This window comes from Vibrio sp. 2130-1 (genome assembly GCF_033339515.1).
The window spans coordinates 28,998-52,105 of sequence record NZ_JAWOUT010000006.1 but is presented as its reverse complement, the minus strand read 5'-3'; the positions used below and the strand labels follow the sequence as shown (position 1 = coordinate 52,105).

Here is a 23,108-nt window from a genome sequence, read left to right as displayed (position 1 = left end):
TAAACTCTAAGCGCTCTGTATGTCCGCAAAATCTCAGACAGAACAACTTCTGGATTATTGACTCTTAGAGAATGAAGGCTGCAAGTAGCGTCACGCCGAGCAACGCGGTCGATAGAACAAACAATTCACGCACTCTTTCACACTTACCAGTAAAAATTTCATCGTGGTGATGATGATATTCTTTACTTTTAATGTAGTGATACAACCTCACCTGCTTGGTGACATTTCCATGAGTGGTAAAAAAACCATTACCATCAACTTGCTGATATAACAGCGGATGCGCTTCACGCATGATATAAATTAGAGAACGAAGAGCGGTGAGATACCGGACCATATTAACTCCAGTTACCACCATTAGCGCAAATAAGATTGTGTCTCCACTGATCATCTTTTCCTCCCTACATCTTCAACAATGCTCAAGAGAAAAAGACGACCAAGACTTCGTCTTTACCCGCTACTTACAACGTCCCAAAACGCGTTTACGCAGCTGGAGCATCCATGATTGAAGATGAACCTTCTTTCGCCATTTGTGCTAGATCTTTGTCGATGAAGAACAACGCTTTACCGTCTTCACCTACCAGTTCGATCTTATCTAAAATCCCTTTAAACAACTTCTCTTCTTCGTGCTGTTCTGACACGTACCACTGTAGGAAGTTAAACGTTGAGTAGTCTTGGCTAGTAAATGCAACGTGCGCCAGTTTGTTGATTTTTTCCGTGATCATTTGCTCATGTTCAAATGTCTCGCGGAAAACGTCACCTAGGCTCGCAAAGTCATGCTTTGGCGCATCAATAGCGCCTAAGATTGGCATTGAGCCAGTTTCACTCACGTAAGTGAATAGGCGTTGCATGTGCTCCATTTCTTCTACGGCGTGAGCGCGTAAAAATTCAGCCGCACCTTCAAAACCTTTGTCTTCACACCAAGCACTCATTTGTAAGTATAGATTGGATGAGAAAAATTCTAGGTTAATTTGCTCATTCAATTGTTCGACCATAGTTTGAGACAGCATGTTAACTCCTATTATTGTGCATGCAATATACCCAAGTAACCTCGAAATAAATGACGCTGCGAGAATAGCTTGGTCTGGCAGACACGGCGAAGTTTCACTTCAACTCTAGTCAGTAACACTACGCTTATTTCAGCATATCAAAGTCACTTGGGTATAACGCCACTATAACATGATTACTGAGACAAGACTTTGTACCTACGGCACCGATATGAGATCACTTCAGCAAATTTTTTTTGGGGTTGGTGCTAATCTAAAACTATGACCTTACAAGGAGATAGCAATATGAGTTACAAACACATACTTGTGGCAGTCGACCTTTCAGACGACAGTAAAGTGTTGATTAAGAAAGCCGTATCACTGGCTAAACCTCTGGATGCGAAAGTCTCTTTTATTCACATCGACGTGAACTACGCAGAACTCTACACCGGGCTTATCGATATCAATATGGCAGAAGCGCAACATCAAGCAATGGAAGCATCGCGCACACAATTGGCAAACTTCGCAGAATATGCGCAATACCCAATTGCCCATACTTTAGTCGGTAGTGGCGATTTGAGTAATGAGCTGTGCGATACCATTCAAGACTACAGTATCGATTTGGTGGTTTGTGGTCATCACCAAGATTTCTGGAGCAAGATTCTATCTTCGACTCGACAGCTTATTAACTGCTCACCAGTCGATATGCTGGTCGTACCGCTAAAAGACTGATTGGCGCAACGATAAAACTTGGTTAGACTGCGGGCACATTTGTTGTTGATAAAGATTCTCATCCATGGCTTATCTATCCGCAGTTACCCTACTTTGGGCATTCTCATTTAGCCTGATCGGCGTTTACCTCGCCGGTCAGGTTGATTCTTGGTTCTCGGTGTTCATGCGCGTGGCACTGGCGAGCCTGGTTTTCATTCCCTTTTTGAAATTCCGTGGCGTTAGCAAACCCCTGATCGCGAAACTGATGACCGTCGGTGGCTTCCAGCTCGGCTTGATGTATTGCTTCTACTACCAATCTTTTTTGCTCCTTTCCGTGCCAGAAGTATTGCTGTTCACCGTATTCACACCCATTTACGTCACGCTAATCTATGACTTCTTGAAAGGTCGCTTTTCACCTTGGTACTTAGTTACCGCAGCAATAGCCGTATTTGGTGCCGCCTGGATTAAATTTGCAGGCATTAATGAAGATTTCCTACTGGGCTTTTTGGTCGTACAAGGAGCAAACCTCTGCTTTGCCATCGGTCAGGTGGGCTACAAATATATCATGGAGAGTGAACCCGTCGATTTGCCACAACACACCGTGTTTGGCTACTTCTACTTAGGTGCACTTTGTGTAGCAACCGTGGCTTTCGCGCTCATGGGTAACCTCGACAAACTACCAACCACTACAACGCAATGGGGCATTCTGACATACCTTGGGTTGATTGCTTCTGGTTTTGGTTACTTTGCTTGGAACAAAGGCGCGACTATGGTGAACGCAGGTGCACTGGCAGTAATGAACAATGCATTGGTTCCGGCGGGCTTGATTGTAAACATTGTGATTTGGAACCGCGATGTTGATGTCATGCGACTCGCCATTGGCGGTGCGATCATCATGCTATCCCTATGGATTAACGAAACCTGGGTGAAAAAGCGCGTAGAGATGAGCTACGCCAATAAGTAACGCAGCTAATCCTATAAACATTTCGACAATAAAAAACGCTCTCCGACTGGAGAGCGTTTTTTGTTTGATTAATGCACTTTGGCTTGTGAGATTGCGTTCATCAAAGCATTAGGTGGCGTTGGCAGCAACACTTCTAGTTTCGCATTGCGCGCTTCAAGCTTGCGCTGACGCTTAAGTAACTTTTGTTGTTTTTTCGCCACTTTTAGCAACTTCTTTTGCTGCTTATAGTGCTTTTTCAGTGTTTTTTTCGCTTTCTTGAGCGATTTTTTATCCGCTAAATCAAACCATACTGGTGCGTCGGGTCTTACTGGCTCCGGAGATTTTTCGGCTTGTTTTTTCTCTTTCACGCGCTCAACAACACGCTTCACAATCGCGGCTTTTTCGTTGCTTTGTTTAGTGGTCACTGGAATCGCTTGTGATGGCAGAGCTTCAACCAATAAGCCACATGCTTGTTGCTCACTCAATGGCTTGTCTTGGCATTTTTGTGGAGGAATTGCGGCTGGCTTACAAAGGGTATCTTTGGCCGATGAAGAGCGTGCGCAAGAACGACAAACGAATTTTGGTGCGACAACTAAACGATGGATATCACCAAGTTCTGCCGCGATCTGTTTGCGACTCATTTTACATAAACGTTTAGCCATTCTACTACTCCAGCTTCCCAGTTATCGACCGCATCACAACAAGTGAAATAATAATAATTCTTAGTTAGATATACAGTCAGGGAAGGGAATTAGCAAGAGAAAACTATCAATAGAGACGAGGAAAGAGAGGCTGAGTCACAGCACGATACACCATACTGTGACAAGAAAAGTTGAGCCGTCAGGAAGTTATGCCATCGATGCTTTAACATAGACATCGAAGCGATTTTTTTTCGTTTCAATCGCCATGGTCGGTTTTTTCTCGTTCAGCCAGTTAGCATAGTCTGGGCGTTTAACTACTACACGCTTTGTGGCTAACGCCATGGCTGGTTCTAGTAGGCCATCGGCGTCCAAATCGGCGCCAACCAACGATTGGAAAACGCGCATTTCTTTTTTCACGAGCGCCGACTTCTTTTTATTTTCTGGGTGCGGATACATCGGGTCAAGATACACCACATCTGGCTGGACAAAGTCTTTATCTTGCGCCAATTGTTCCAGCGCATCATGGCTAGAAGCATGGATTAGCGACATGCGCTCAGATACCCAGGTGCCAATTTCGGAGTCTTGTTTCGCTCGAGCCAAGCCATCATCTAACAAAGCGGCTACGACTGGATGGCGCTCGACCATCTGCACTTTACAACCTAGCGAGGCGAGCACAAACGCATCACGACCAAGACCTGCCGTGCCGTCTAACACGGTTGGCGTTGCCCCTTTGTTCAAACCCGCCGCTTTCGCAATTGCTTGGCCTTTACCACCACCGAACTTGCGACGATGACCGACCGCACCACCAATCAAATCCACAAAGATTGCACCCAGCTTTGGCTCATCCACTTTACGTAGCTCCAAACGCTCGGTGGTTAGCACCAAAGCAAAATCGCTATCGTCAGTGTGTGAAAGCTGCCAACGCGCAGCGAGTTCATCAAGATGAGATTGTTGAGACGGGTTTTCACAGATCAATTGCAGTTGCAAAAGGAGGCTCCAATAAAAATCGAGGTAACTGGCGCTGAGTGTATACCTAAGTTACCTATTAATGCTAGGTTGAGCTTGCTACGCAGAGGTTATACAGCCGTCAGTTGCTCCACTAGCTCAGAAAGCGGCTTAGGATGGCCAATACCGTAGCCTTGGCCGTAGTCCACACCGAGGTCTATCAAATGCTGCATGACCTGGTCATTTTCGACAAACTCCGCCACCGTCACTTTGCCTAGTTGCTTCGCCAAGTCATTGATTGAACGAACCATCACGCGGTCCATTTCATTTACGTTGATATCTTGCACGAAAAGACCATCAATTTTCACGATATCGACAGGAAGTTTCTTTAAGTAACCAAATGAAGACAATCCAGATCCGAAATCATCCAATGCAATCATGCAACCCAAAGACTTTAGCTTGGTAAACAGCTCAATGGCTTGATCCAGATTGCTCATCGCCGCTGTCTCGGTGATTTCTAAGCAGATTTTTTCACACGGCAGAGTCGAACTTTCCAATCGCTCCAATAAGAAGTCAATAAACTCTTGATTCCCCATAGATTGACCTGAAAGGTTTATCGAGCAGCGACCAAGCTGTTCAACCACCTCAGGACGCTGTTCAAACCACTCTAGTGTTTGAGTAATAACCTGCTTATCAATCCAATGGGCAATGTTGTAGCGCTCGGAAGCAGGGATAAACAGCGCAGGAGAAACATAATCACCGTACCCATTGCGAATACGCACCAAAATCTCAAAATACATTTGAGTCTCGTGCTTTTGTAAGCTTTTTATCGGTTGAGCAAACAGTTCTAAACGTTGATTCGACAATGCCTCATGCACCAAATTGACGCTCTGCATTTCCATCTGACGACGCTGCAACTCTTCGTTATCTAAGCTGAATAGATTATAGCGGTTACGGCCTTGCTCTTTAGCGGCGTGACAAGCAGAGTCTGCTTGAGCATGCACCATTTGTGGCGTATCAGCGGTATGATCGATGATACGGATACCAATTGAGCAACTGATGAACAGGCGTGTGTCTTCCCAAATAAAGAGGTGTTCGCTTAGTGTCGAGATGATCAGTTTGGCAATATTGATGGCGCCATATTCGTCACAGTCTTTGAGTAACACCGCAAACTCATCGCCTCCCATTCGAGCCAAGATGGAATTGTACGGCAGAACGCCTTCCAGCATACTGGCGCAGAATTGAATCGCCGCATCACCTGCATCATGCCCAACCGTATCATTGAGGACTTTTAGTTGATCTAAGTCGAGGTACAACATGGCGTGGACTCGACGATGGCTGTCCACTTCGCACAGTGCGGTCTTAAGCTCTAGTTCAAAATGGTTTCTGTTGTAAGTCCCCGTCAGTAAGTCATAGCGAGCTTGGTATTCCAATTTCTCGGAAAGCAGTTTGGTTTCGGTAATATCTTCGCCCACAATCAGTAGTTGCTCAGATTCACTCAGCGGACGAATATTCTCGCGCACCCAAACACGATGACCATTTGCATGACGATACTCGACTTCACGTCGCCAAACACCATGCACTTGCTGGTTGGGTTGCAATAACACTTGGCGAGGGAACAGCACTTTGTCATCAAAATAGAACTCCCTCAGGCGATGTCCGAGCATGTCCATCGGTTTGTAGCCAAGAAGTAGTTGAGCAAATCGATTCACTTCTTGAATTCGGTTATTACTATCAAGCGTCACCATCATCACTGGCTGCTGCTCGTAATAGTTGCGTAGAGTTGACTCACGTTGGTAGAGCTTGTCCTCCATCAATTTACGACTGGTAATATCGCGCGCTTCAAACAAGTATTGCTTATGATTCCCTACTTGCTGAGAAAAAGGCTTGAGCGAAACTTCTAATACCAAGGCGCCGTGTTCTTTACTCCAAATTTCAGCTTCAAACGTCGACACTTGATGGTGAGGCGCATGGAAATACTCCTCTAGCAGCGCTTGGGCTTTCTCACTCCAGTTGGGATGAAACCAAAGTGGTCGGTCTAAACGCAGTCCTTGGTGATAAAGTAAGGATTGAAGGTGATCGTTGCCCGATTTAAGCACACCGTTGGCATCCAAAATGCCCATATACTGCATGCTCTGATCGAAAATCGATTCTAGAATAGCCTGGCTTTCTCGCGCAGCGCTCTCACTTCGACGCATCCGCTGTAAATAATAACCCATCAGCAAAATGACCACCGACATCACCACAAACAGGCTACCAAACAGGCGAATTTCCTTGGCAAAACGTTCAGAAAGCTTCATTGGCTTATTAAAAAATACCGCAGAAACCTCTTGTTCAGCCCCCAATCCCCAACGCGCTACCGCTTGGTAATCGAGCTTTATTTCAGAATCACTTTTTTTCACCGCAGGCAGAGGCTGATCAGGGTTATCCAAAACGAATTCAAGCATCTCTGCACTCTCAATACCATGCCGATAACCACTTTGAATAACCCCTCCAACTGCGCCATGACCCAAACCAATGTCATGCACCATAAACAGCGGCGCGTTTGAGACTTTGTTGACACCAACCCAGTCACGCTCGCTGCCAACCATACCTTGTTTATCTCGGTAATAGGTCCAGAACAAGACGACTTTATCGGAACTCAGTTTTGCGACTTGTTGTTTTAGATCGATGATACTGTCTGGGACAACTTGTACAATTTTGTCTCGATATTGCGGGAACTTGAGGACAAAATTGTCGATTTGATAACGCAACACCTCACCGGTCACCGAGTGGTCACTGACGATGAGAACTTGTGTGTAGTTCGGATGTAAGCGCTCAATAAGAGCGAGATTCGCTTCCAAATCGACATCTTCCATGACTCCGGTTGCATTCAGAGAACGATGTAAAGAAGGATGGTAGTTATTAATGCCGTTAAATATAACTGGGGTGTCTTTGATGATTGGGGCTAAACGCTGCATGAGTTCAAGCGCATTGTTATCGCTCACTAAAATGGCATCGAATCGCTCTTTGCGTAATTTCGTAAGATATAAGGATTTTAGTTGTGCAAAAAACTGCTCACTCTGGTTACGTTTCGAGTCTAGATAGAGCACACGCATGTCCAGCGCTCGATCGCCCAGCTGTTGCTCGATGCCTCGCTGTATGGAGTCCGTCCAGAAAAAACCCTGATGATAGGAGTGCACGACCAACACCTTCGGATCTGAGGCCGTAGCAAACGCGCTCCAACATAGCGCGGCAATAACCAGAAAACGCTGCACATTATCTCCATAGCTCGGAGTTAACCCGCAGTTACTCCTGCCAAACCTTGTGAATCCTATCCGCTATGAGTATAAAAGGGAGGTAAAACTCTATCCCTAACGGAAATCATAGTATGAATGCGAGCCTGCCGAAACTCGACGACCTTGACCGCGCAATATTAAAAACACTGATGGCTGACGCCAGAACGCCCTACGCAGAAATGGCAAAGCAGTTCGATGTCAGCCCTGCCACTATCCATGTGCGTATCGAGAAGATGAAGTCGGCGGACATCATCGAAGGAACGGAGGTGATCATCAATACCAAAAAGCTTGGCTACGATGTGTGCTGCTTTATTGGTATTAACCTCAATGCAGCTCGTGATTACCACTCCGCGTTAGAAAAACTCAACGCGCTCGACGAAGTCGTTGAAGCTTACTACACCACGGGCGCGTATAACATATTCGTCAAATTGATGTGCAAATCGATTGAAGAGCTGCAATTTGTACTGATCGACAAGCTGCAAGCCATTGATGAGGTTCAGTCCACGGAGACATTGATATCGTTGCAGAACCCGATCAACCGCAACGTAAATCCGTAAAATTTTTTATAAAAACTGTACAAAAAAGGCCAACCGAACGGTTGGCCTTGATGTTTTTTGCTCAATTTACGCCGCAATACCCGAGTGGCGCAACAGTGCATCGATTTGTGGCTCGCGGCCACGGAAGCGCTTGAACAGCTCCATTGGCTCTTCACTGCCCCCCATTTCTAGGATGTTGTTCAGGAAGCTTAGACCCGTCTCTTTGTTGAAGATGCCTTCTTCTTCAAAGCGAGAATACGCGTCTGACGACAGCACTTCAGCCCACAGGTAGCTGTAGTAACCCGCACTGTAGCCACCAGCAAAAATATGGCCGAAGCTGTGTGAGAAACGCGCCCACTCAACCGCAGGAACTACCGCGACTTTCTCTTTCACTTTCGCCAGAGTTTCCAGTACACGCGCACCCACTTCAGGGTCATATTCGGTGTGAAGCGTGAAGTCGAACAAGCCGAATTCTAGCTGACGCAAAATACCCATCGCAGATTGGAAGTTTTTCGCTGCGAGCATTTTGTCTAGCATCGCTTTAGGTAGCGGCTCACCTGTCTCATAGTGACCAGAAATGAACGCCAGCGCATCCTCTTCCCAACACCAGTTTTCTAGGAACTGACTTGGTAGCTCAACCGCATCCCAAGGCACGCCATTAATACCTGAAACAGCACCTGTATCAACTTGCGTCAACATGTGGTGGATTCCATGACCAAACTCATGGAATAGCGTCACGACTTCATCGTGCGTGAACAGTGCTGGTTTGTCGCCCACTGGACGGTTGAAGTTACACGTTAGATACGCAACCGGCGTTTGCAGCTCGCCAGATAGCGTAACGCGACGGCCACGACAATCATCCATCCACGCGCCGCCACGTTTGTGTTCACGTGCATAGAGATCTAGGTAGAAACTGCCACGGAGTGTGCCTTCAGCATCAAAGATATCGAAAAAGCGCACGGACTCATGCCAAGTGTCTACGCCTTCACGCTCAGTAACGGTCATGCCAAACACGCGGTTTAGCACTTCAAACAGACCGCTCACGACTTTTGACTCTGGGAAGTATGGGCGCAGTTCTTCATCCGAAATTTGGAACAGGTGCTGCTTTTGTTTCTCGCTGTAGTAAGCGATATCCCAAACGTTCAGCTCTTCAACACCAAACTCACTTTTCGCAAACTGACGTAACTCTTCGACTTCACGTTCACCTTGCGGTTTCGCTCGTGTCGCTAGGTCATTCAGGAAGCCCAGCACTTGATCCGGCGTTTCAGCCATCTTTGTTGCTAACGACTTTTCACTGTAAGTATTGAAACCTAGCATACGTGAAATTTCATGGCGCAGTTTTAGCTGCTCAGTAATGATTTCTGAGTTATCCCATTTGCCTGCGTTTGGACCTCGATCAGAAGCGCGCGTCACGTACGCTTCGTACACTTCTTTACGCAACTCTTGGTTATCGCAGTACGTCATGACAGGTAGGTAAGATGGGATATCTAGCGTAATGAGGTAACCATCTAACTCTTTTGCTTCTGCGGCAGCTTTCGCTGCTGCCAGCGCCGATTCTGGCATACCTGCTAGGTCTTTCTCGTCTGTGATGTGCTTGGTCCAACCCATGGTGGCATCCAGCACATTGTTAGAGAATTTAGAACTCAGCTCAGACATACGTTTGCTGATCTCGCCGTAACGGTGCTGCTCATCGGATGGCAAACCAATGCCTGATAACTCGAAATCACGCAGTGCATCAGTGATGGTTTTCTGCTGGGCACGAGTTAACGTTGCAAATTCTTCGCTCGCTTTGATGGTTTTGTACGCTTCGTACAACCCTTTGTGCTGACCAACCCAAGTGCCGTACTCTGACAAAATTGGTAGGCAACTTTCGTAAGCTTCACGTAGCTCTTCGCTGTTCACTACCGAGTTCATGTGACCCACTGGCGACCAGATGCGGCTTAAGCGATCATCCGCTTCTTCAATTGGCGCAATCACACTGTCCCAAGTTGGGTGAGCGTTGTCTTGTAGAACTTCATCGATTTTTGCTCGGCAGTCAGCAATCGCTTCCTCAACGGCAGGCTTGATGTGTTCTGGTTTAATTTGAGAAAACGGAGGTAGGTCCGTAAACGTCAGTAGAGGATTAGACATGAATAATTCCTTTTGTGTTTTGACTCTGTGATTGCCTGTCTATTTTGTGTAGATAGGCCAACTCAATGTACAGACGAGCCAGCAACATGGATTGGGGGAGCTCCGTTCCCTTTCTCTATGCCGCGATGACCATCATATAGTCAACCAGCGCTACTCTGTCCTTGAGTCTTGTTATACCTAAATGAAATTTCACACCCTTTTGAGTGCGAGAAACTCACCTAGTTCAATTCGATTACCAATAGTAAGTGTGGGTGACTTAAAGAAATTTCAATAGCGTCCCCTTATCAGAGGAACAGATTTGATTGGAAGTTCTACATCTTTAAGTTACTTGAGTATAATACCGCCATAGAGTGAAAATCACAGACCACACTCAACCAAAGAGTGTTTCGAGAGTTTAATTTGTTAAGTTACCGCCACAGCTTCCACGCTGGCAACCATGCCGACGTGGTCAAACACATCGTTCAAAGCCTCATTCTTGATGCGCTGAAACAAAAAGATAAGCCATTCGTTTATCACGATACCCACTCGGGTGTGGGCCGTTACGATCTGACTCACGAATGGTCTGAAAAAACGGGCGAATACAAACAAGGCATCGCACGTATTTGGGATAACCCAAGCATTCCCGAAGACATCAAAAGCTACATCGATGCCATTAAAGTGCTCAACAATGGCGAGAAGCTGCGTTACTACCCAGGCTCACCACGTGTGGCGCGCGCGCAAATCCGCCCACAAGATCGCATGGTGCTGACCGAGTTGCACCCGGCCGATCACCCATTGTTAGAGCAAGAATTCCATCGTGATCGCCAAGTGAGCATCTTCAAAGAAGACGGATTCCAACGCCTCAAAGCAAGCTTACCGCCACAAGAGCGTCGTGGTTTGGTGCTGATTGACCCACCATACGAACTCGCGAAAGAGTACCGCGATGTGGTGCGAGCGATTCATCAGAGCCATAAACGTTGGGCAACCGGTATCTACGCGATTTGGTACCCAGTGGTAAACCGCCACGACATCGAAGATATGATCGAAGGCTTGGAAGCACTGGGCATTCGTAAAATTCTGCAAATCGAGTTAGGTGTTGCACCAGATACCAACGAGCGCGGCATGACGGCATCCGGCATGATTGTGATTAACCCACCGTGGAAACTGGAAAGCCAGATGAAAGAGATTCTGCCATTCCTGCAAGACGCGATCGCACCAGCAACTGGCCACTGGAAAGTGGACTGGATTGTGCCAGAGTAAGCACTTCAGTACCGATATCTTCAAGCGCAACGATATTCTCGTTGCGCTTTTTTATGCTCTCACCTTCTCCCTCCAGTCGTGCTTATTCTTCTTTTTGTGCCTCTCATCGCTATTTGTCATAAGTATTGTCGCTTTTTCCCATTTAGGAATTAGTCGAATTCGATTTATGATAGTGGGATAACGGTGGCATTGAGTTCGGACAAGGTCATCCCAATCTATCTATGTACCAGATAAAATTTATAAGCTCTTGGAGAAAGTAATGGCGACTCATTTTGACTATATCTGTATCGGTGGCGGCAGTGGCGGCATCGCATCTGCAAACCGTGCGGCGATGTACGGCGCGAAAGTTGCGCTAATCGAAGCTCAAGACCTTGGCGGTACCTGTGTCAACGTAGGTTGTGTACCGAAAAAAGTAATGTGGCATGGCGCGCAAATCGCAGAAGCGATGAACCTGTACGCAGAAGATTACGGTTTTGATGTCGACGTGAAAGGTTTCGACTGGAGCAAACTGGTTGAGAGCCGTCAGGCGTACATTGGTCGTATTCACCAATCTTACGATCGCGTTCTAGGCAACAATAAAGTAAACGTGATTAAAGGCTTTGCTAAGTTTGTTGACGAAAAAACTGTCGAAGTAAACGGTGAACACTACACAGCAGATCACATCCTGATCGCGGTTGGTGGTCGTCCTACTATTCCAAACATTCCAGGCGCTGAATACGGCATCGATTCAAACGGCTTCTTCGACCTAGCAGAGCAACCAAAACGCGTTGCGGTTGTTGGCGCTGGCTACATCGCAGTTGAAATTGCTGGCGTACTGCACGCGCTAGGTACAGAAACGCACCTGTTCGTACGTAAAGAGTCACCACTGCGTAGCTTCGATCCAATGATCATCGATACGTTGGTTGAAGTGATGGACGCAGAAGGTCCAAAACTGCACACCCACTCTGTACCAAAAGAAGTGGTAAAAGAAGCCGATGGCAGCCTAACTCTGCACCTAGAAAACGGTGAAAGCCAAAACGTTGACCAACTGATTTGGGCAATCGGTCGTCACCCAGCGACAGACGCAATCAACCTAGCGTCAACCGGTGTGGCAACGAACGAAAAAGGCTACATCAAGGTAGACGAATACCAAGAAACCAACGTGAAAGGCATCTACTGTGTGGGTGACATCATGGAAGGCGGTATCGAACTAACACCAGTAGCAGTGAAAGCCGGTCGTCAACTTTCTGAGCGTCTTTTCAACAACAAACCAAACGCGAAGGTGGACTACGATTTGGTACCAACTGTGGTATTTAGCCACCCACCAATCGGCACTATCGGTCTTACAACGCAAGAAGCAGAAGAGAAGTACGGCAAAGACAACATCAAAGTCTACACATCTGGCTTTACGGCGATGTACACCGCTGTTACTAAGCACCGTCAACCATGTAAGATGAAGCTTGTATGTGCGGGCGAAGAAGAAACGGTTGTTGGCCTACACGGCATCGGTTTCACGGTAGATGAAATGATCCAAGGCTTCGGCGTAGCAATGAAGATGGGCGCAACCAAAGCAGACTTCGACTCTGTTGTGGCTATCCACCCGACGGGCTCAGAAGAGTTCGTAACGATGCGTTAATTGCGCGCTAATCGCATTGCTGATTTCAGCGAATCATTTGAAAAGGTCATCTTAGGATGACCTTCTTTTGTTATCCCATGCTTAACTCGCATTCTCTAATAATGTGCGAATAAACTCGGCTTTAATAGCACTCTCCTGCTTACCATCATGAATCAGACACAAGTCTGCACGCAGTGATTCTTTCAGCTTGATAAAACGAATCCCACGCCAATGATGCTGAGAAAACGTCGACGGCACCAACGTCACAGTATTGCTGTTTGCCACATACGCCATCAAGGTGCTTGGCTCCACCACTTGTTTACCAATATGGGGTGAAAAGCCTTCTTGCAGACAGGCATTGATGATGAAGTTTGCCGAGGCTGAATTTGCCAAACTCATAAACGCAAACTCACACGTCTTTAAATCTTGGAGCCGCAGCAAAGATTTGCTGGCTAACTCATGTTGCTCCGACATCGCCACCACAAACACATCTTTGCCCAAAGATACCGACTGATACGGATAAATGTTGAGTGCATCGGCAAAACGCACAATGCCCACATCAATTTTCTTCTCGCTCAGATGCTTCTTTTGCGTCTCTGGGTTGAGGTCAAAAATGTCGGCGTGATAAGTGCTATGCTCAGCATGGAAGCGCTGTAACAAACGATCAAATCCGCCCCAAAATGCACTACTTACCACACCAACTCGCAAGATATTTCTCTGGTTCAAACCCACTTGCTGCACTTGATTGAGCGAGACATCCAAGGTCTGAAAAATCAGTTGGCATTTGGACTCCAACAATCGCCCGGCCTCCGTCAGCATGACGTTTCTTGAATCACGCTCAAACAGTTTGACGTTAAGCACCTCTTCCAACTCTTTGATGCGATTGCTCAACGGCGAATTGGTGATATTGAGATTCTCGGCCGCCTTAGTGAAATGCTTGGTTTGTGCGACCTCGTAAAAGTAACGCAGCATCTTCAGCGTCACGCGCTCAAATGGTTCTGACTTCATGCATTGAGTCCTAGCGAATTTCATCATCCTCTTTTTAAGGATGATAGTAGCGAATAAAGCAAAGATAACCAGCGCAGAAAGTCACACAATGGAATCAACACACAACCAGAAGGTGACTAACATGAATCACGATCCAGTAATCGACGCGCTACAAACCATTCGCGAACGCAAACCAAACTTCCAACCTAAAGCGGCGTTTATTTTAGGCTCTGGCTTAGGCGTATTGGCAGACGAACTACAAGACAAAGTGGTCATTCCATACGAAGAGCTCGAAGGCTTTCCGGTTAGCACCGTGCAAGGCCACTCTGGTGAGTTGGTGCTTGGTACCATGGGCGGCGTAGACGTGGTGTGCATGAAAGGTCGCGGTCACTACTACGAACACGGCTCAATGAAGGTCATGACCACGCCCGTGCGCACCTTTAAAAAGCTAGGCTGTGAGTTTTTACTCGTCACCAACGCGGCAGGCTCACTTCGCCCTGAGCGTATTGATGTCGGCTCTCTGGTGGTATTTCATGACCACATCAATACCATGCCAGAATCGCCAATGCTCGGTCCGAATGATGAAGAGTACGGCCCGAGGTTCTTCAGCCTCGCCAATGCGTACGACAAAGACCTGCGCGCAGAAGCGTTTGAAGTTGGCAAAGCCAATGGCATTCACCTGAATGAAGGTGTGTTTGTCTCTTACACAGGCCCCAACTTTGAGACCGCAGCCGAAATCCGCATGATGCAAATCATCGGTGGTGATGTGGTGGGCATGTCGGTCGTGCCAGAAGTGATTTCTGCGGCGCATTGCGGCTTACCCGTATTGGCAGTGTGTGCGATCACCAACATGGCAGAAGGCTTGGGAGATGTAGAATTGTCTCACGCCCAAACATTGAAGTGCGCGAAGCTAGCCGAAGCAGATTTCATTCGCTTTATTAAGCGCTTTATGAAGCATCACTTCTAAAACCGTTTCATTCCCAAAAGCAAAAGGGTCATCAAGTAACTTGATGACCCTTTTTCGTATCACGTTTTCTAACGTTCGGGGGTATTTCGGGGCCGTTTGTGCGTTTTACTTAACTGCGCGAACCAATTCAGCAATGCCTTCCCAATCGCCGTTGTCCATCATTGCGGTTGGCACCATCCAAGTACCGCCACAAGCTACAACCGATTTCAGCGCTAGGTAATCTTCCACGTTGGATGGGCTTACGCCACCTGTTGGCATGAATTCCACTGGGTAAACCGCCGTGAGTGCTTTCAACATGTTTACGCCGCCTGATGGCTCAGCAGGGAAGAACTTCAACGTACGCAGACCCATTTCCATCGCTTGCTCAACCAAGCTTGGGTTGTTTACACCCGGTACGATAGTCACGCCACGTTGCTGACAGTATTTCACTGTGGTTGGGTTGAAGCCTGGGCTAACGATAAAGTCCACGCCCGCTTCGATGGCGATATCCACTTGTTCTGTGGTCAGAACGGTGCCCGCGCCAATCAACAGTTCTGGGTACGCTTCACGCATGATGCGAATCGACTCCGCCGCCGCTTCGGTGCGGAATGTCACTTCCGCACATGGTAAACCGTTTTCTACCAACACTTTTGCCAGTGGCAGAGCATGTGCTACGTCGTTGATTGCGATAACTGGGACGATTTTGATTTCTCTTAATCGTTGTTCAAGTGTTGTCATGGGGAACCTCTAAAGAATAAAGCTTAATGTTGCGACGATAATAAACGCGATACCGCCAAGTAACGTTTCCATTACCGTCCAAGTTTTTAATGTGGTTTTCTCATCCATCTCAAGCAGACGAGAGACCAACCAGAAACCAGAGTCATTGAAGTGAGACAGTACCGTTGCACCACCCGCAATCGCGATTACGATAAAGCAAAGGTCGAGTTCACTCAAACCTGTTGATGCTGCCACAACTGGCGCGATAAGAGCCGCCGTAGTGGTTAGCGCTACGGTTGCCGAGCCTTGAGCAACACGCAGACAGGTTGAAATCACAAACGCCGCCACAATCACAGGCATACCTGTGTCTGTAAGAACGTCAGCCAGTGCATCACCAATACCGCTTGAGCGCAGTACGCCGCCAAACATGCCACCTGCACCCGTGACTAGGATAACACCACAGATAGGAGCCAATGACTCACCACATAATTTTTCTAGTTTTGCCATGCCGTAGTCTTTGGCAAACACAGCCAGACAGACAATCAAAGTAATCAGCAACGCAACTGGGGTTTTACCTAGCATACGTAGGAACTCAACCAGTGCCGTTTTGCCATCAATCAAACCTGCAACCGCCAGTGTGTTCAATACCGTATCCAAACAGATTAGCAGGACTGGCAGCACAAGGATGGTCATAACCGTGCCAAATTTTGGTGCGTTGCGCTCATCCACCATCGCTTCGCCATTAAAGAAGGCTTTAGATAGTGGGATATCGAATTTTTTGCCCGCGTACAAACCAAATAGGTAAGCGCCAAGGTACCAAGTTGGAATAGCTACCAGAATACCCACCACCAATAGCAGACCGATGTTTGCGCCAAGGAATTCTGCCGCTGCAACCGGACCTGGGTGTGGTGGAACAAACGCGTGCATAACCGCAAAAGCACCGGCAGCAGGCAACGCGTATTTAATTGGTGAGCCACCAAAACGAGCCGCCACACTTAGGATGATTGGCATCATCACTACAAGGCCAGCATCGAAGAAGATTGGGAAGCCAAACAGTAATGAAGCGACGCCCAAAGCAAATGGTGCGCGCTCTTTACCAAAGCGACCAATCAAAGTGTCTGCCAGCACTTTCGCACCGCCAGTCACTTCAAGAATTTTACCGATCATCGCACCAAGACCAACCAGCAATGCCACGGAAGCCAGCGTGCCGCCGAAGCCGCCCATCATGGTCGATACGACTTTCTCTGAAGGAACGCCAGTGGCGATTGCCGTACCTAAACTCACCATAGTAAGGGAAGCAAAAGCATGGACTTTCAGTTTAATGATCAGAACGAGTAACGCTGCAATGGCAAGGCCTGCAATCGTCAGTAGGAACGTAGGATCTGGGGCTTGGGTTAATTGCTCCATAGGTTCACCTTTAAGAATTATTGTTTGTGTTATGGTTCACATTTATTTCAGTTACCGGTAACATGTTACCGATAACATGAATAAGATAAACCCATATTTTAAAGTGAATTCAAAAATTGAGATCACGCGCAAATTTGGTTATGAGGATAAGTTATGGCTGGTAGTAGTGTCATCGTTATGGGCGTTTGTGCTAGTGGTAAAAGCACAATTGGTGAGCATCTAGCGAAAAAGCTAGGGCGTAAATTCATTGATGGTGATGATCTTCATCCACGAGCGAACATTCAGAAAATGGCATCGGGCCAGCCTCTGAACGATGATGATCGCAAGCCATGGCTAGAACGCATTCGTGATGCGGCGTACAGCCTAGAAAGCAAAAACGAACACGGCATTATTGTCTGTTCAGCACTGAAAAAGATTTACCGCGATCAGATCCGCGAAGGTAACAACAACGTGACCTTCTTGTTCCTTGATGGCGATATGGAGTTGATCCTTAATCGCATGCGTATGCGCAAAGGCCACTTCATGAAAGAAAACATGGTGAAGAGCCAATTCGAGACACTAGAGCGCCCAGACAACGAGCCTCAAACTCTGATCGTCAGTATCGACGGAGACATCAGCGACGTGGTGGAACGCTCTGCTACTGAGCTAATCAAAATGCAAGCGATCGAGGTGGCGTAATGACTCACTCTGTTGTTATTGAGGTCACACAACGCTTGACCGAGCGCAGCCGCGAAGCGCGCGCTGCCTTTCTTGCTCGCACCGAAGTGCAAGCCGAAGCTGGCAAAGGCCGCGTTGGTTTATCTTGTGGTAACTTAGCCCATGCAGTCGCCGCTTCTTGCTCTTCTGAAAAGAAAAATATTCTCGATTTTACTCATGCCAATGTCGCGCTGATCAGCGCCTACAACGACATGTTGAGCGCCCACCAGCCGTACCAAGATTACCCAGTGCAAATCAAACAAGTGCTGGCGGACTACGGCCATACAGCGCAAGTCGCAGGTTGTGTGCCAGCGATGTGCGATGGGGTGACTCAAGGTCAAGCAGGCATGGATATGTCGCTGTTTTCACGTGACTTAATTGCGCAATCAACGGCGTTGTCTTTGAGTCACAATGTCTTTGATGCCACATTACTGCTTGGCATCTGTGACAAAATCGCCCCGGGGCAACTGATGGGCGCACTGTCTTACGCGCACCTGCCGACTGCGTTTGTACCAGCGGGTCTGATGGCTACGGGCATCAGCAACGAAGAGAAAGTCGACGTGCGCCAAAAATACGCAGCGGGTGAAGTCGGCAAAGACGCTCTGCTGGATATGGAGTGTCGCGCTTACCACTCTGCGGGGACGTGTACGTTTTACGGCACAGCCAACACCAACCAGTTAGTGTTCGAAGCCATGGGCTTAATGCTGCCAGGTTCGGCATTCATCCATCCCCATACCCAACTGCGTAAAGCGTTAACCGATCACGCGGCTCTGAAAATCGCCTCAATGACGGCGGGTTCTGCACACTTCCGTCCGTTGGCAGAAGTGGTCACAGAAAAGAGCTTGGTCAACGGCATCATCGCTCTACTCGCATCTGGCGGCAGTACCAATCACACCATTCATATGATCGCCGTGGCGCGTGCTGCTGGTATCTTGCTCACGTGGCAAGACATCAGCGATCTGTCGGATGTGGTTCCTTTGTTAGCTCGCGTTTACCCGAACGGCCCAGCCGATATGAACGCGTTCCAAGACGCGGGGGGCGTGCCCGCGTTATTGCACCGCTTGAACCAATCCGAGCTTTTGCATCGCGATGTGAGACCCGTGTTTGGTGAATTTGAAGACCAGATGACGCTACCGAGCCTTGTCGATGGCCAACTGACCTGGACATCGTGCCAAGGCAGCCAAGACGGTGACGTGATCGCCAAACCAGACGCCACATTCCAAAATACTGGCGGCACTCGCGTATTGACTGGCAACTTAGGCAAAGCCGTGGTGAAAGTGTCTGCGGTGAAAGAAGAGCAACGCGTGATTGTGGCACCAGCGATCGTATTCCAATGCCAACACGAAGTGGAGGCCGCGTACAAACGTGGCGACCTGAACAAAGACTGCATCGTTGTGGTCACACACAACGGCCCAGCGGCAAACGGCATGCCTGAACTGCACAAGCTGATGCCAATTTTAGGGAACGTGCAAAAAGCGGGCTTTAAAGTCGCGCTAGTGACGGACGGTCGTTTATCTGGTGCATCCGGTAAAATTCCGTCTGCGATTCACGTTTCTCCAGAAGCCATTCGTGGTGGCGCGATTGGTTTGGTGCGCAACGGTGATTTGATTCGTCTGGATTGCCAAACGGGTGAACTGAACAACTTAAGCGACACCACTGGTCGCGAGTTGATTCATTTCGATACCGAATCGACCCAACAAACTTGGGGACGAGGTCTGTTTAGCGTGATCCGCCAAAACGTATCGAGTGCAGAAGAAGGCGCAAGCTTTATTGTTTAAGGCGAGAAGAAAGACCTCGTCGTTCCGACGAGCCCAAGCAAGATCAGGAATTTAATATCAACGTGCTGTGAAGCCAGAGAAAACTCCTCTGCCACAGCACTTTTTGTTGGTAGATTCTGAATCACGCTCGTCCCTCGCTGTTCAGAATGACGAGCGTTGGGATTGGCCTCGGTTCTTTTTAAAAATGAATGAGTCCGTCATTCCGACGAGCCTAAGCAAGATTAGGAATCTACTATCAACGTGCTGTGAAGCAAGAGAAAATCCCCCTCTGTTACAGCACTTTTTGTTGGTAGATTCTGAATCACGCTCGTCCCTCACTATTAAGAATGACGAGCTTTGAGATTGGCCACCGCTATTTCTAAAAACGAATGAATCCGTCATTCCGACGAGCCTAGGCGAGATCAGGAATCTAATATCGACATGCTATGACGTCAGAGAAAACTCCTCTGCCACAGCACTTTTTTGTTAGTAGATTCTGAATCACGCTCGTCCCTCGCTGTTCAGAATGACGAGTTTTTGAGATTGGCCACCGCTCTTTCTAAAACGAATGAATCCGTCATTCCGACGAGCCTAGGCGAGATCAGGAATCTAATATCAACGTGCTGTGAAGCCAGAGAAAATCCCCTCTGCTACAGCACTTTTTGTTGGTAGATTCTGAATCACGCTCGTCCCTCGCTGTCCAGAATGACAAGCTTTAGGATTGGTCACTGCTCTTTCTAAAAAAATGAATCCGTCGTTCCGACGAGCCTAGGCGAGATCAGGAATCTAATATCAACGTGCTGTGAAGCCAGAGAAACCCCCTCTGCCACTGCACTTTTTGTTGGTAGATTCTGAATCACGCTCGTCCCTCGCTGTTCAGAATGACGAGCGTTGGGATTGGCCTCAGTTCTTTCTAAAAACGAATGAATCCGTCGTTCCGACGAGCCTAAGCGAGAGCAGGAATCCACTATCAACGTGCTGTGAATCCAGAGAAAACACCTCTGCCACAGCGCTTTTTGTTGGTAGATTCTGAATCACGCTCGTCCCTCGCTGTCCAGAATGACAAGCTTTAGGATTGGTCACTGCTCTTTCTAAAAACGAATGAATCCGTCATTCCGACGAGCCTAGGCGAGATCAGGAATCCACTATCAACGTGCTGTGAATCCAGAGAAAACACCTCTGCCACTGCACTTTTTGTTGGTAGATTCTGAATCACACTCGTTCCTCGCTGTTCAGAATGGCAAGCTTTAGGATTGGTCACTGCTCTTTCTAAAAAAATGAATCCGTCATTCCGACGAGCCTAGGCGAGATCAGGAATCCACTATCAACGTGCTGTGAATCCAGAGAAAACTCCTCTGCCACTGCACTTTTTGTTGGTAGATTCTGAATCTTGCTCGTCCCTCGCTGTTCAAAATGACGAACTTTAGGATTGGCCTCAGTTCTTTCTAAAAAACGAATGAATCCGTCATTCCGACGAGCCTAGGCGAGATCAGGAATCTACTATCAACATGCTGTGAAGCCAGAAAAAACACTTCTGCCACAGCACTTTTTGTTGGTAGATTCTGAATCACGCTCGTCTCTTGCTGCTCAGAATGACGATATCTAGCATTCAGTAAATTACATCAAGCGGTCTTCATCATTACGACCGCAGCAATCACCACAAAGATACCAAACCAGCCGATTGGCTTAAGTTTCTGCTTAAACAGCAAGGCTCCACCCACTGCGGTACCCAAGATACCGATCGCACCCCAAGAGGCATAAGCAATGGCTAAGTCGATCTCTTTCACCGCTTGTGCCAACAGCGTGAATGCTGTCAGTACCAACACAATCGCCGCAATGCCCCAGCCTTTATATTTAAAACCTTTTGAGCGTGTCAGCGCCATATTGGCCATGATATCGACCAAGGCAGCCATCACGACAAATCCAAATGACATCGTAAAAAATTGACTCATGATTCGCACCTTGTACTAGTAGAAAATGAACGTTCTTTTGCCGGTTTATCGGCGTTTTTCTTGGCGTTAGGTTGACCATGTGATTCCCCTAAGGTCACACACACAATGCCAACAACGGCTAACATCAAACCAAACAACTCTTGATGGTTTAAGTTGGCATCAAAGGCGATGATCGACACCACGGTGATCAACGAGATACCTAACCCTTCCCAGACAGCGTATGCCACACCGATAGATATTTTCTTCGCGGCAAACGCGAGAAAGTAGTAAGAGATTGCGATCAGCACATACATTACGATGTAGCCCCACCACCCGTGCCCTTGTCCGATAAGAGACATAGTGCTTGTGCCAGCTACTTCGGCAACGATGGCGAGCAATAAAAATAGACGTGCAACTAGCATGATTAATCCTCCATCAGAAATTAAAAAAATGCATAACGGAGAATGGTGAATGCCGCGTACCTGTATCGACATTCAAAAAGTTAAAAAGATAAAAATGAGCCACTTCTCCTGACTATTTGAGATAAGGTTAGCGCTGGGTAGGAAAAAGAGACAGGTAATTGAGATATTCATTTTTGAATATCTTAAGAAGTAAGTTGTCTATGTAATCACACAATATTGATAAGGTTAAAGCATCTACTCTCTCATTCAGCCGATGCCATAAGGTGACGTCATTGCGTAAAAATCAGCGGCGTATTGAGGGTTTGTCGCACCACTTTATGCAGGTGTCTGTGCAAAGGATGGTTGCGGTTGGTTTGAAGGAAACCGCCAGAGACAACAAACTGGCTAAACTCACGATTAACGGGTGGCATTGCGTAAGAGGCGAGTTCTGGCATCAACAATGCCGAGCTTTGACTGGCATACATAATCGCGTCGGTTTCTTGCAACATTTGGCAAGCCAAACGCAAATTATAGGACTTCAGTAACACTACTGGCTCATAACCCATGCGTCGATACTCGGACTCCACGGTACAAAGCGGTTTATATGACGCAGGCGCAGGCAAAGAGACGAGTGGTAGTTTGGACACCGTGTCCCAATCATTGCTGACTTTCGACAACGTTGGGTGGTTTTTGCGCGCCAAAATCACTCGTTTTTCAACGAATAACGGGCGCATGTAAATGTCTTTCGACAGCTCGGTCTCTTGGTCAAGAATGCAGTAATCGTGCTCGCCTTCTAACATTTCATCGTGCGAGTAAGTATTCCAGCTGGAAAAGGCAAAGTGCGCTTTGGGAAAGGCTCGATGACAACCAGTGAGCAGTCGCTGCCCTTGTTCATCCATCAAATAAGGGTCAGTTACAATCGCAATCTGCCCTTGGTATTGCAGTGGGTCGAACACTTCAAATTCTTGCACCACTTTTTCCAGTGGCGCAACCATATTGTCGAACTCGGCGGCGAGACGAATCGCCATGGGTGATGGCTCTACCCCATGTGCTTTACGCACAAAAAGCGGGTCATCAAACACTTGCTTCAACTTCATCACACCGCGGCTGGCGCTCGGTTGAGAAATGCCAAGCTGCATTGCGGCCAGCTTGATGCTGCGGTTTTCCACCACGGCTTTTAATAAACGCATTAAGTTGAGATCCAATGCATCCAGCTGATGTGCCATACCCTAACCTACCAATACCATTGATGAGCGAATACAAAGA

Annotated in this window: 20 protein-coding genes; 8 read left to right on the top strand and 12 right to left on the bottom strand. The window is 47.6% G+C overall.

The annotated features are described in order from the left end of the window. Positions 1-64: 64 nt before the first annotated feature. Both uspB and ftnA read right to left on the bottom strand, forming a co-directional pair. Entirely contained in the window at positions 65-388 is a 324-nt protein-coding gene (uspB, locus tag R7Q09_RS10510) for a universal stress protein UspB (RefSeq protein WP_005379169.1), read from the bottom strand. A gap of 91 nt (positions 389-479) precedes the next feature. Beyond that, on the bottom strand, positions 480-1,007 hold the full coding sequence (ftnA, locus tag R7Q09_RS10505) for a non-heme ferritin (RefSeq protein ID WP_005379167.1): 528 nt from the start codon (positions 1,005-1,007) through the stop codon (positions 480-482). Between the two features lie 282 nt (positions 1,008-1,289). On the opposite strand from ftnA, the gene uspA reads away from it, so the two are divergent. Beyond that, on the top strand, positions 1,290-1,715 hold the full coding sequence (uspA, locus tag R7Q09_RS10500; RefSeq protein WP_005379165.1) for a universal stress protein UspA: 426 nt from the start codon (positions 1,290-1,292) through the stop codon (positions 1,713-1,715). 64 nt (positions 1,716-1,779) lie between these two features. Then, complete coding sequence (locus R7Q09_RS10495; protein WP_065274996.1) at positions 1,780-2,658, top strand: carboxylate/amino acid/amine transporter; 879 nt, start codon at positions 1,780-1,782, stop codon at positions 2,656-2,658. 68 nt (positions 2,659-2,726) lie between these two features. Here the strand turns inward: R7Q09_RS10495 and R7Q09_RS10490 are convergent, their stop codons facing one another. The 3 genes from R7Q09_RS10490 to R7Q09_RS10480 form a co-directional block, all read right to left on the bottom strand. Then, on the bottom strand, positions 2,727-3,299 hold the full coding sequence (locus R7Q09_RS10490) for a hypothetical protein (RefSeq protein ID WP_318070437.1): 573 nt from the start codon (positions 3,297-3,299) through the stop codon (positions 2,727-2,729). A 186-nt stretch (positions 3,300-3,485) separates the two neighbouring features. Further along, complete coding sequence (locus tag R7Q09_RS10485) at positions 3,486-4,265, bottom strand: class I SAM-dependent methyltransferase (protein WP_053349765.1); 780 nt, start codon at positions 4,263-4,265, stop codon at positions 3,486-3,488. Positions 4,266-4,354: 89 nt separating this feature from the next. Beyond that, positions 4,355-7,480, bottom strand: coding sequence for an EAL domain-containing protein (locus R7Q09_RS10480; protein ID WP_213891690.1), 3,126 nt, complete (start codon positions 7,478-7,480; stop codon positions 4,355-4,357). Positions 7,481-7,593: 113 nt separating this feature from the next. Between R7Q09_RS10480 and asnC the strand changes: the two genes are divergently transcribed. Next, on the top strand, positions 7,594-8,058 hold the full coding sequence (asnC, locus tag R7Q09_RS10475; RefSeq protein WP_005389595.1) for a transcriptional regulator AsnC: 465 nt from the start codon (positions 7,594-7,596) through the stop codon (positions 8,056-8,058). A 66-nt stretch (positions 8,059-8,124) separates the two neighbouring features. Here asnC and prlC read toward each other — a convergent pair whose 3' ends face one another. After that, complete coding sequence (gene prlC / locus R7Q09_RS10470; protein ID WP_213893889.1) at positions 8,125-10,167, bottom strand: oligopeptidase A; 2,043 nt, start codon at positions 10,165-10,167, stop codon at positions 8,125-8,127. Positions 10,168-10,566: 399 nt separating this feature from the next. On the opposite strand from prlC, the gene R7Q09_RS10465 reads away from it, so the two are divergent. Continuing rightward, positions 10,567-11,406, top strand: a complete 840-nt coding sequence (locus R7Q09_RS10465; RefSeq protein ID WP_005379158.1) for a 23S rRNA (adenine(2030)-N(6))-methyltransferase RlmJ — start codon at positions 10,567-10,569, stop codon at positions 11,404-11,406. 259 nt (positions 11,407-11,665) lie between these two features. Beyond that, a complete protein-coding gene (gorA, locus tag R7Q09_RS10460; RefSeq protein WP_318070436.1) occupies positions 11,666-13,021 on the top strand; it encodes a glutathione-disulfide reductase in 1,356 nt (451 codons plus the stop codon). An 81-nt stretch (positions 13,022-13,102) separates the two neighbouring features. Here gorA and R7Q09_RS10455 read toward each other — a convergent pair whose 3' ends face one another. Continuing rightward, positions 13,103-14,008 carry a LysR family transcriptional regulator gene (locus tag R7Q09_RS10455; RefSeq protein WP_318070435.1) on the bottom strand — a complete coding sequence of 302 codons (906 nt, stop codon included), beginning with the start codon at positions 14,006-14,008 and terminating at the stop codon, positions 13,103-13,105. Positions 14,009-14,129: 121 nt separating this feature from the next. Between R7Q09_RS10455 and xapA the strand changes: the two genes are divergently transcribed. Continuing rightward, on the top strand, positions 14,130-14,954 hold the full coding sequence (gene xapA, locus R7Q09_RS10450; RefSeq protein ID WP_318070434.1) for a xanthosine phosphorylase: 825 nt from the start codon (positions 14,130-14,132) through the stop codon (positions 14,952-14,954). Between the two features lie 105 nt (positions 14,955-15,059). On the opposite strand, the gene R7Q09_RS10445 is transcribed toward xapA, so the two are convergent. Both R7Q09_RS10445 and R7Q09_RS10440 read right to left on the bottom strand, forming a co-directional pair. After that, positions 15,060-15,671: a bifunctional 4-hydroxy-2-oxoglutarate aldolase/2-dehydro-3-deoxy-phosphogluconate aldolase gene (locus R7Q09_RS10445; protein ID WP_005394384.1), complete on the bottom strand. Its 612-nt coding sequence runs from the start codon at positions 15,669-15,671 to the stop codon at positions 15,060-15,062. Between the two features lie 9 nt (positions 15,672-15,680). After that, positions 15,681-17,057, bottom strand: a complete 1,377-nt coding sequence (locus tag R7Q09_RS10440; RefSeq protein WP_005478622.1) for a GntP family permease — start codon at positions 17,055-17,057, stop codon at positions 15,681-15,683. 153 nt (positions 17,058-17,210) lie between these two features. Here R7Q09_RS10440 and R7Q09_RS10435 point away from each other — a divergent pair, with 153 nt between their 5' ends. Both R7Q09_RS10435 and edd read left to right on the top strand, forming a co-directional pair. After that, the gene (locus tag R7Q09_RS10435; protein WP_047103696.1) at positions 17,211-17,735 is read left to right on the top strand and encodes a gluconokinase; all 525 of its coding nucleotides are present in this window, start codon (positions 17,211-17,213) and stop codon (positions 17,733-17,735) included. Beyond that, positions 17,735-19,531, top strand: coding sequence for a phosphogluconate dehydratase (edd, locus tag R7Q09_RS10430; RefSeq protein ID WP_318070433.1), 1,797 nt, complete (start codon positions 17,735-17,737; stop codon positions 19,529-19,531). The genes R7Q09_RS10435 and edd overlap by 1 nt, the downstream gene beginning before the upstream one ends. A gap of 1,601 nt (positions 19,532-21,132) precedes the next feature. Here edd and R7Q09_RS10425 read toward each other — a convergent pair. From R7Q09_RS10425 to R7Q09_RS10415, 3 genes are all read right to left on the bottom strand, one after another. After that, the gene (locus tag R7Q09_RS10425) at positions 21,133-21,462 is read right to left on the bottom strand and encodes an SMR family transporter (RefSeq protein WP_031780884.1); all 330 of its coding nucleotides are present in this window, start codon (positions 21,460-21,462) and stop codon (positions 21,133-21,135) included. After that, entirely contained in the window at positions 21,459-21,863 is a 405-nt protein-coding gene (locus R7Q09_RS10420; protein ID WP_005379135.1) for an SMR family transporter, read from the bottom strand. Before R7Q09_RS10420 ends, R7Q09_RS10425 begins: the two co-directional genes overlap by 4 nt. A 269-nt stretch (positions 21,864-22,132) precedes the next feature. Then, positions 22,133-23,068, bottom strand: a complete 936-nt coding sequence (locus R7Q09_RS10415; protein WP_005379132.1) for a LysR family transcriptional regulator — start codon at positions 23,066-23,068, stop codon at positions 22,133-22,135. Between the last annotated feature and the right edge of the window lie 40 nt (positions 23,069-23,108).

Excerpts from the sequence above, each read along its gene's own strand:
- R7Q09_RS10425 (WP_031780884.1), bottom strand. The coding sequence starts at position 21,462 with ATGAGTCAATTTTTTACGATGTCATTTGGATTTGTCGTGATGGCTGCC.
- R7Q09_RS10495 (WP_065274996.1), top strand. The coding sequence starts at position 1,780 with ATGGCTTATCTATCCGCAGTTACCCTACTTTGGGCATTCTCATTTAGC.
- prlC (WP_213893889.1), bottom strand. The coding sequence starts at position 10,167 with ATGTCTAATCCTCTACTGACGTTTACGGACCTACCTCCGTTTTCTCAA.
- gorA (WP_318070436.1), top strand. The coding sequence starts at position 11,666 with ATGGCGACTCATTTTGACTATATCTGTATCGGTGGCGGCAGTGGCGGC.
- R7Q09_RS10435 (WP_047103696.1), top strand. The coding sequence starts at position 17,211 with ATGGCTGGTAGTAGTGTCATCGTTATGGGCGTTTGTGCTAGTGGTAAA.
- R7Q09_RS10420 (WP_005379135.1), bottom strand. The coding sequence starts at position 21,863 with ATGCTAGTTGCACGTCTATTTTTATTGCTCGCCATCGTTGCCGAAGTA.
- edd (WP_318070433.1), top strand. The coding sequence starts at position 17,735 with ATGACTCACTCTGTTGTTATTGAGGTCACACAACGCTTGACCGAGCGC.
- R7Q09_RS10455 (WP_318070435.1), bottom strand. The coding sequence starts at position 14,008 with ATGAAGTCAGAACCATTTGAGCGCGTGACGCTGAAGATGCTGCGTTAC.
- R7Q09_RS10445 (WP_005394384.1), bottom strand. The coding sequence starts at position 15,671 with ATGACAACACTTGAACAACGATTAAGAGAAATCAAAATCGTCCCAGTT.
- R7Q09_RS10415 (WP_005379132.1), bottom strand. The coding sequence starts at position 23,068 with ATGGCACATCAGCTGGATGCATTGGATCTCAACTTAATGCGTTTATTA.
- xapA (WP_318070434.1), top strand. The coding sequence starts at position 14,130 with ATGAATCACGATCCAGTAATCGACGCGCTACAAACCATTCGCGAACGC.
- R7Q09_RS10440 (WP_005478622.1), bottom strand. The coding sequence starts at position 17,057 with ATGGAGCAATTAACCCAAGCCCCAGATCCTACGTTCCTACTGACGATT.
- uspA (WP_005379165.1), top strand. The coding sequence starts at position 1,290 with ATGAGTTACAAACACATACTTGTGGCAGTCGACCTTTCAGACGACAGT.
- uspB (WP_005379169.1), bottom strand. The coding sequence starts at position 388 with ATGATCAGTGGAGACACAATCTTATTTGCGCTAATGGTGGTAACTGGA.
- R7Q09_RS10490 (WP_318070437.1), bottom strand. The coding sequence starts at position 3,299 with ATGGCTAAACGTTTATGTAAAATGAGTCGCAAACAGATCGCGGCAGAA.
- ftnA (WP_005379167.1), bottom strand. The coding sequence starts at position 1,007 with ATGCTGTCTCAAACTATGGTCGAACAATTGAATGAGCAAATTAACCTA.
- asnC (WP_005389595.1), top strand. The coding sequence starts at position 7,594 with ATGAATGCGAGCCTGCCGAAACTCGACGACCTTGACCGCGCAATATTA.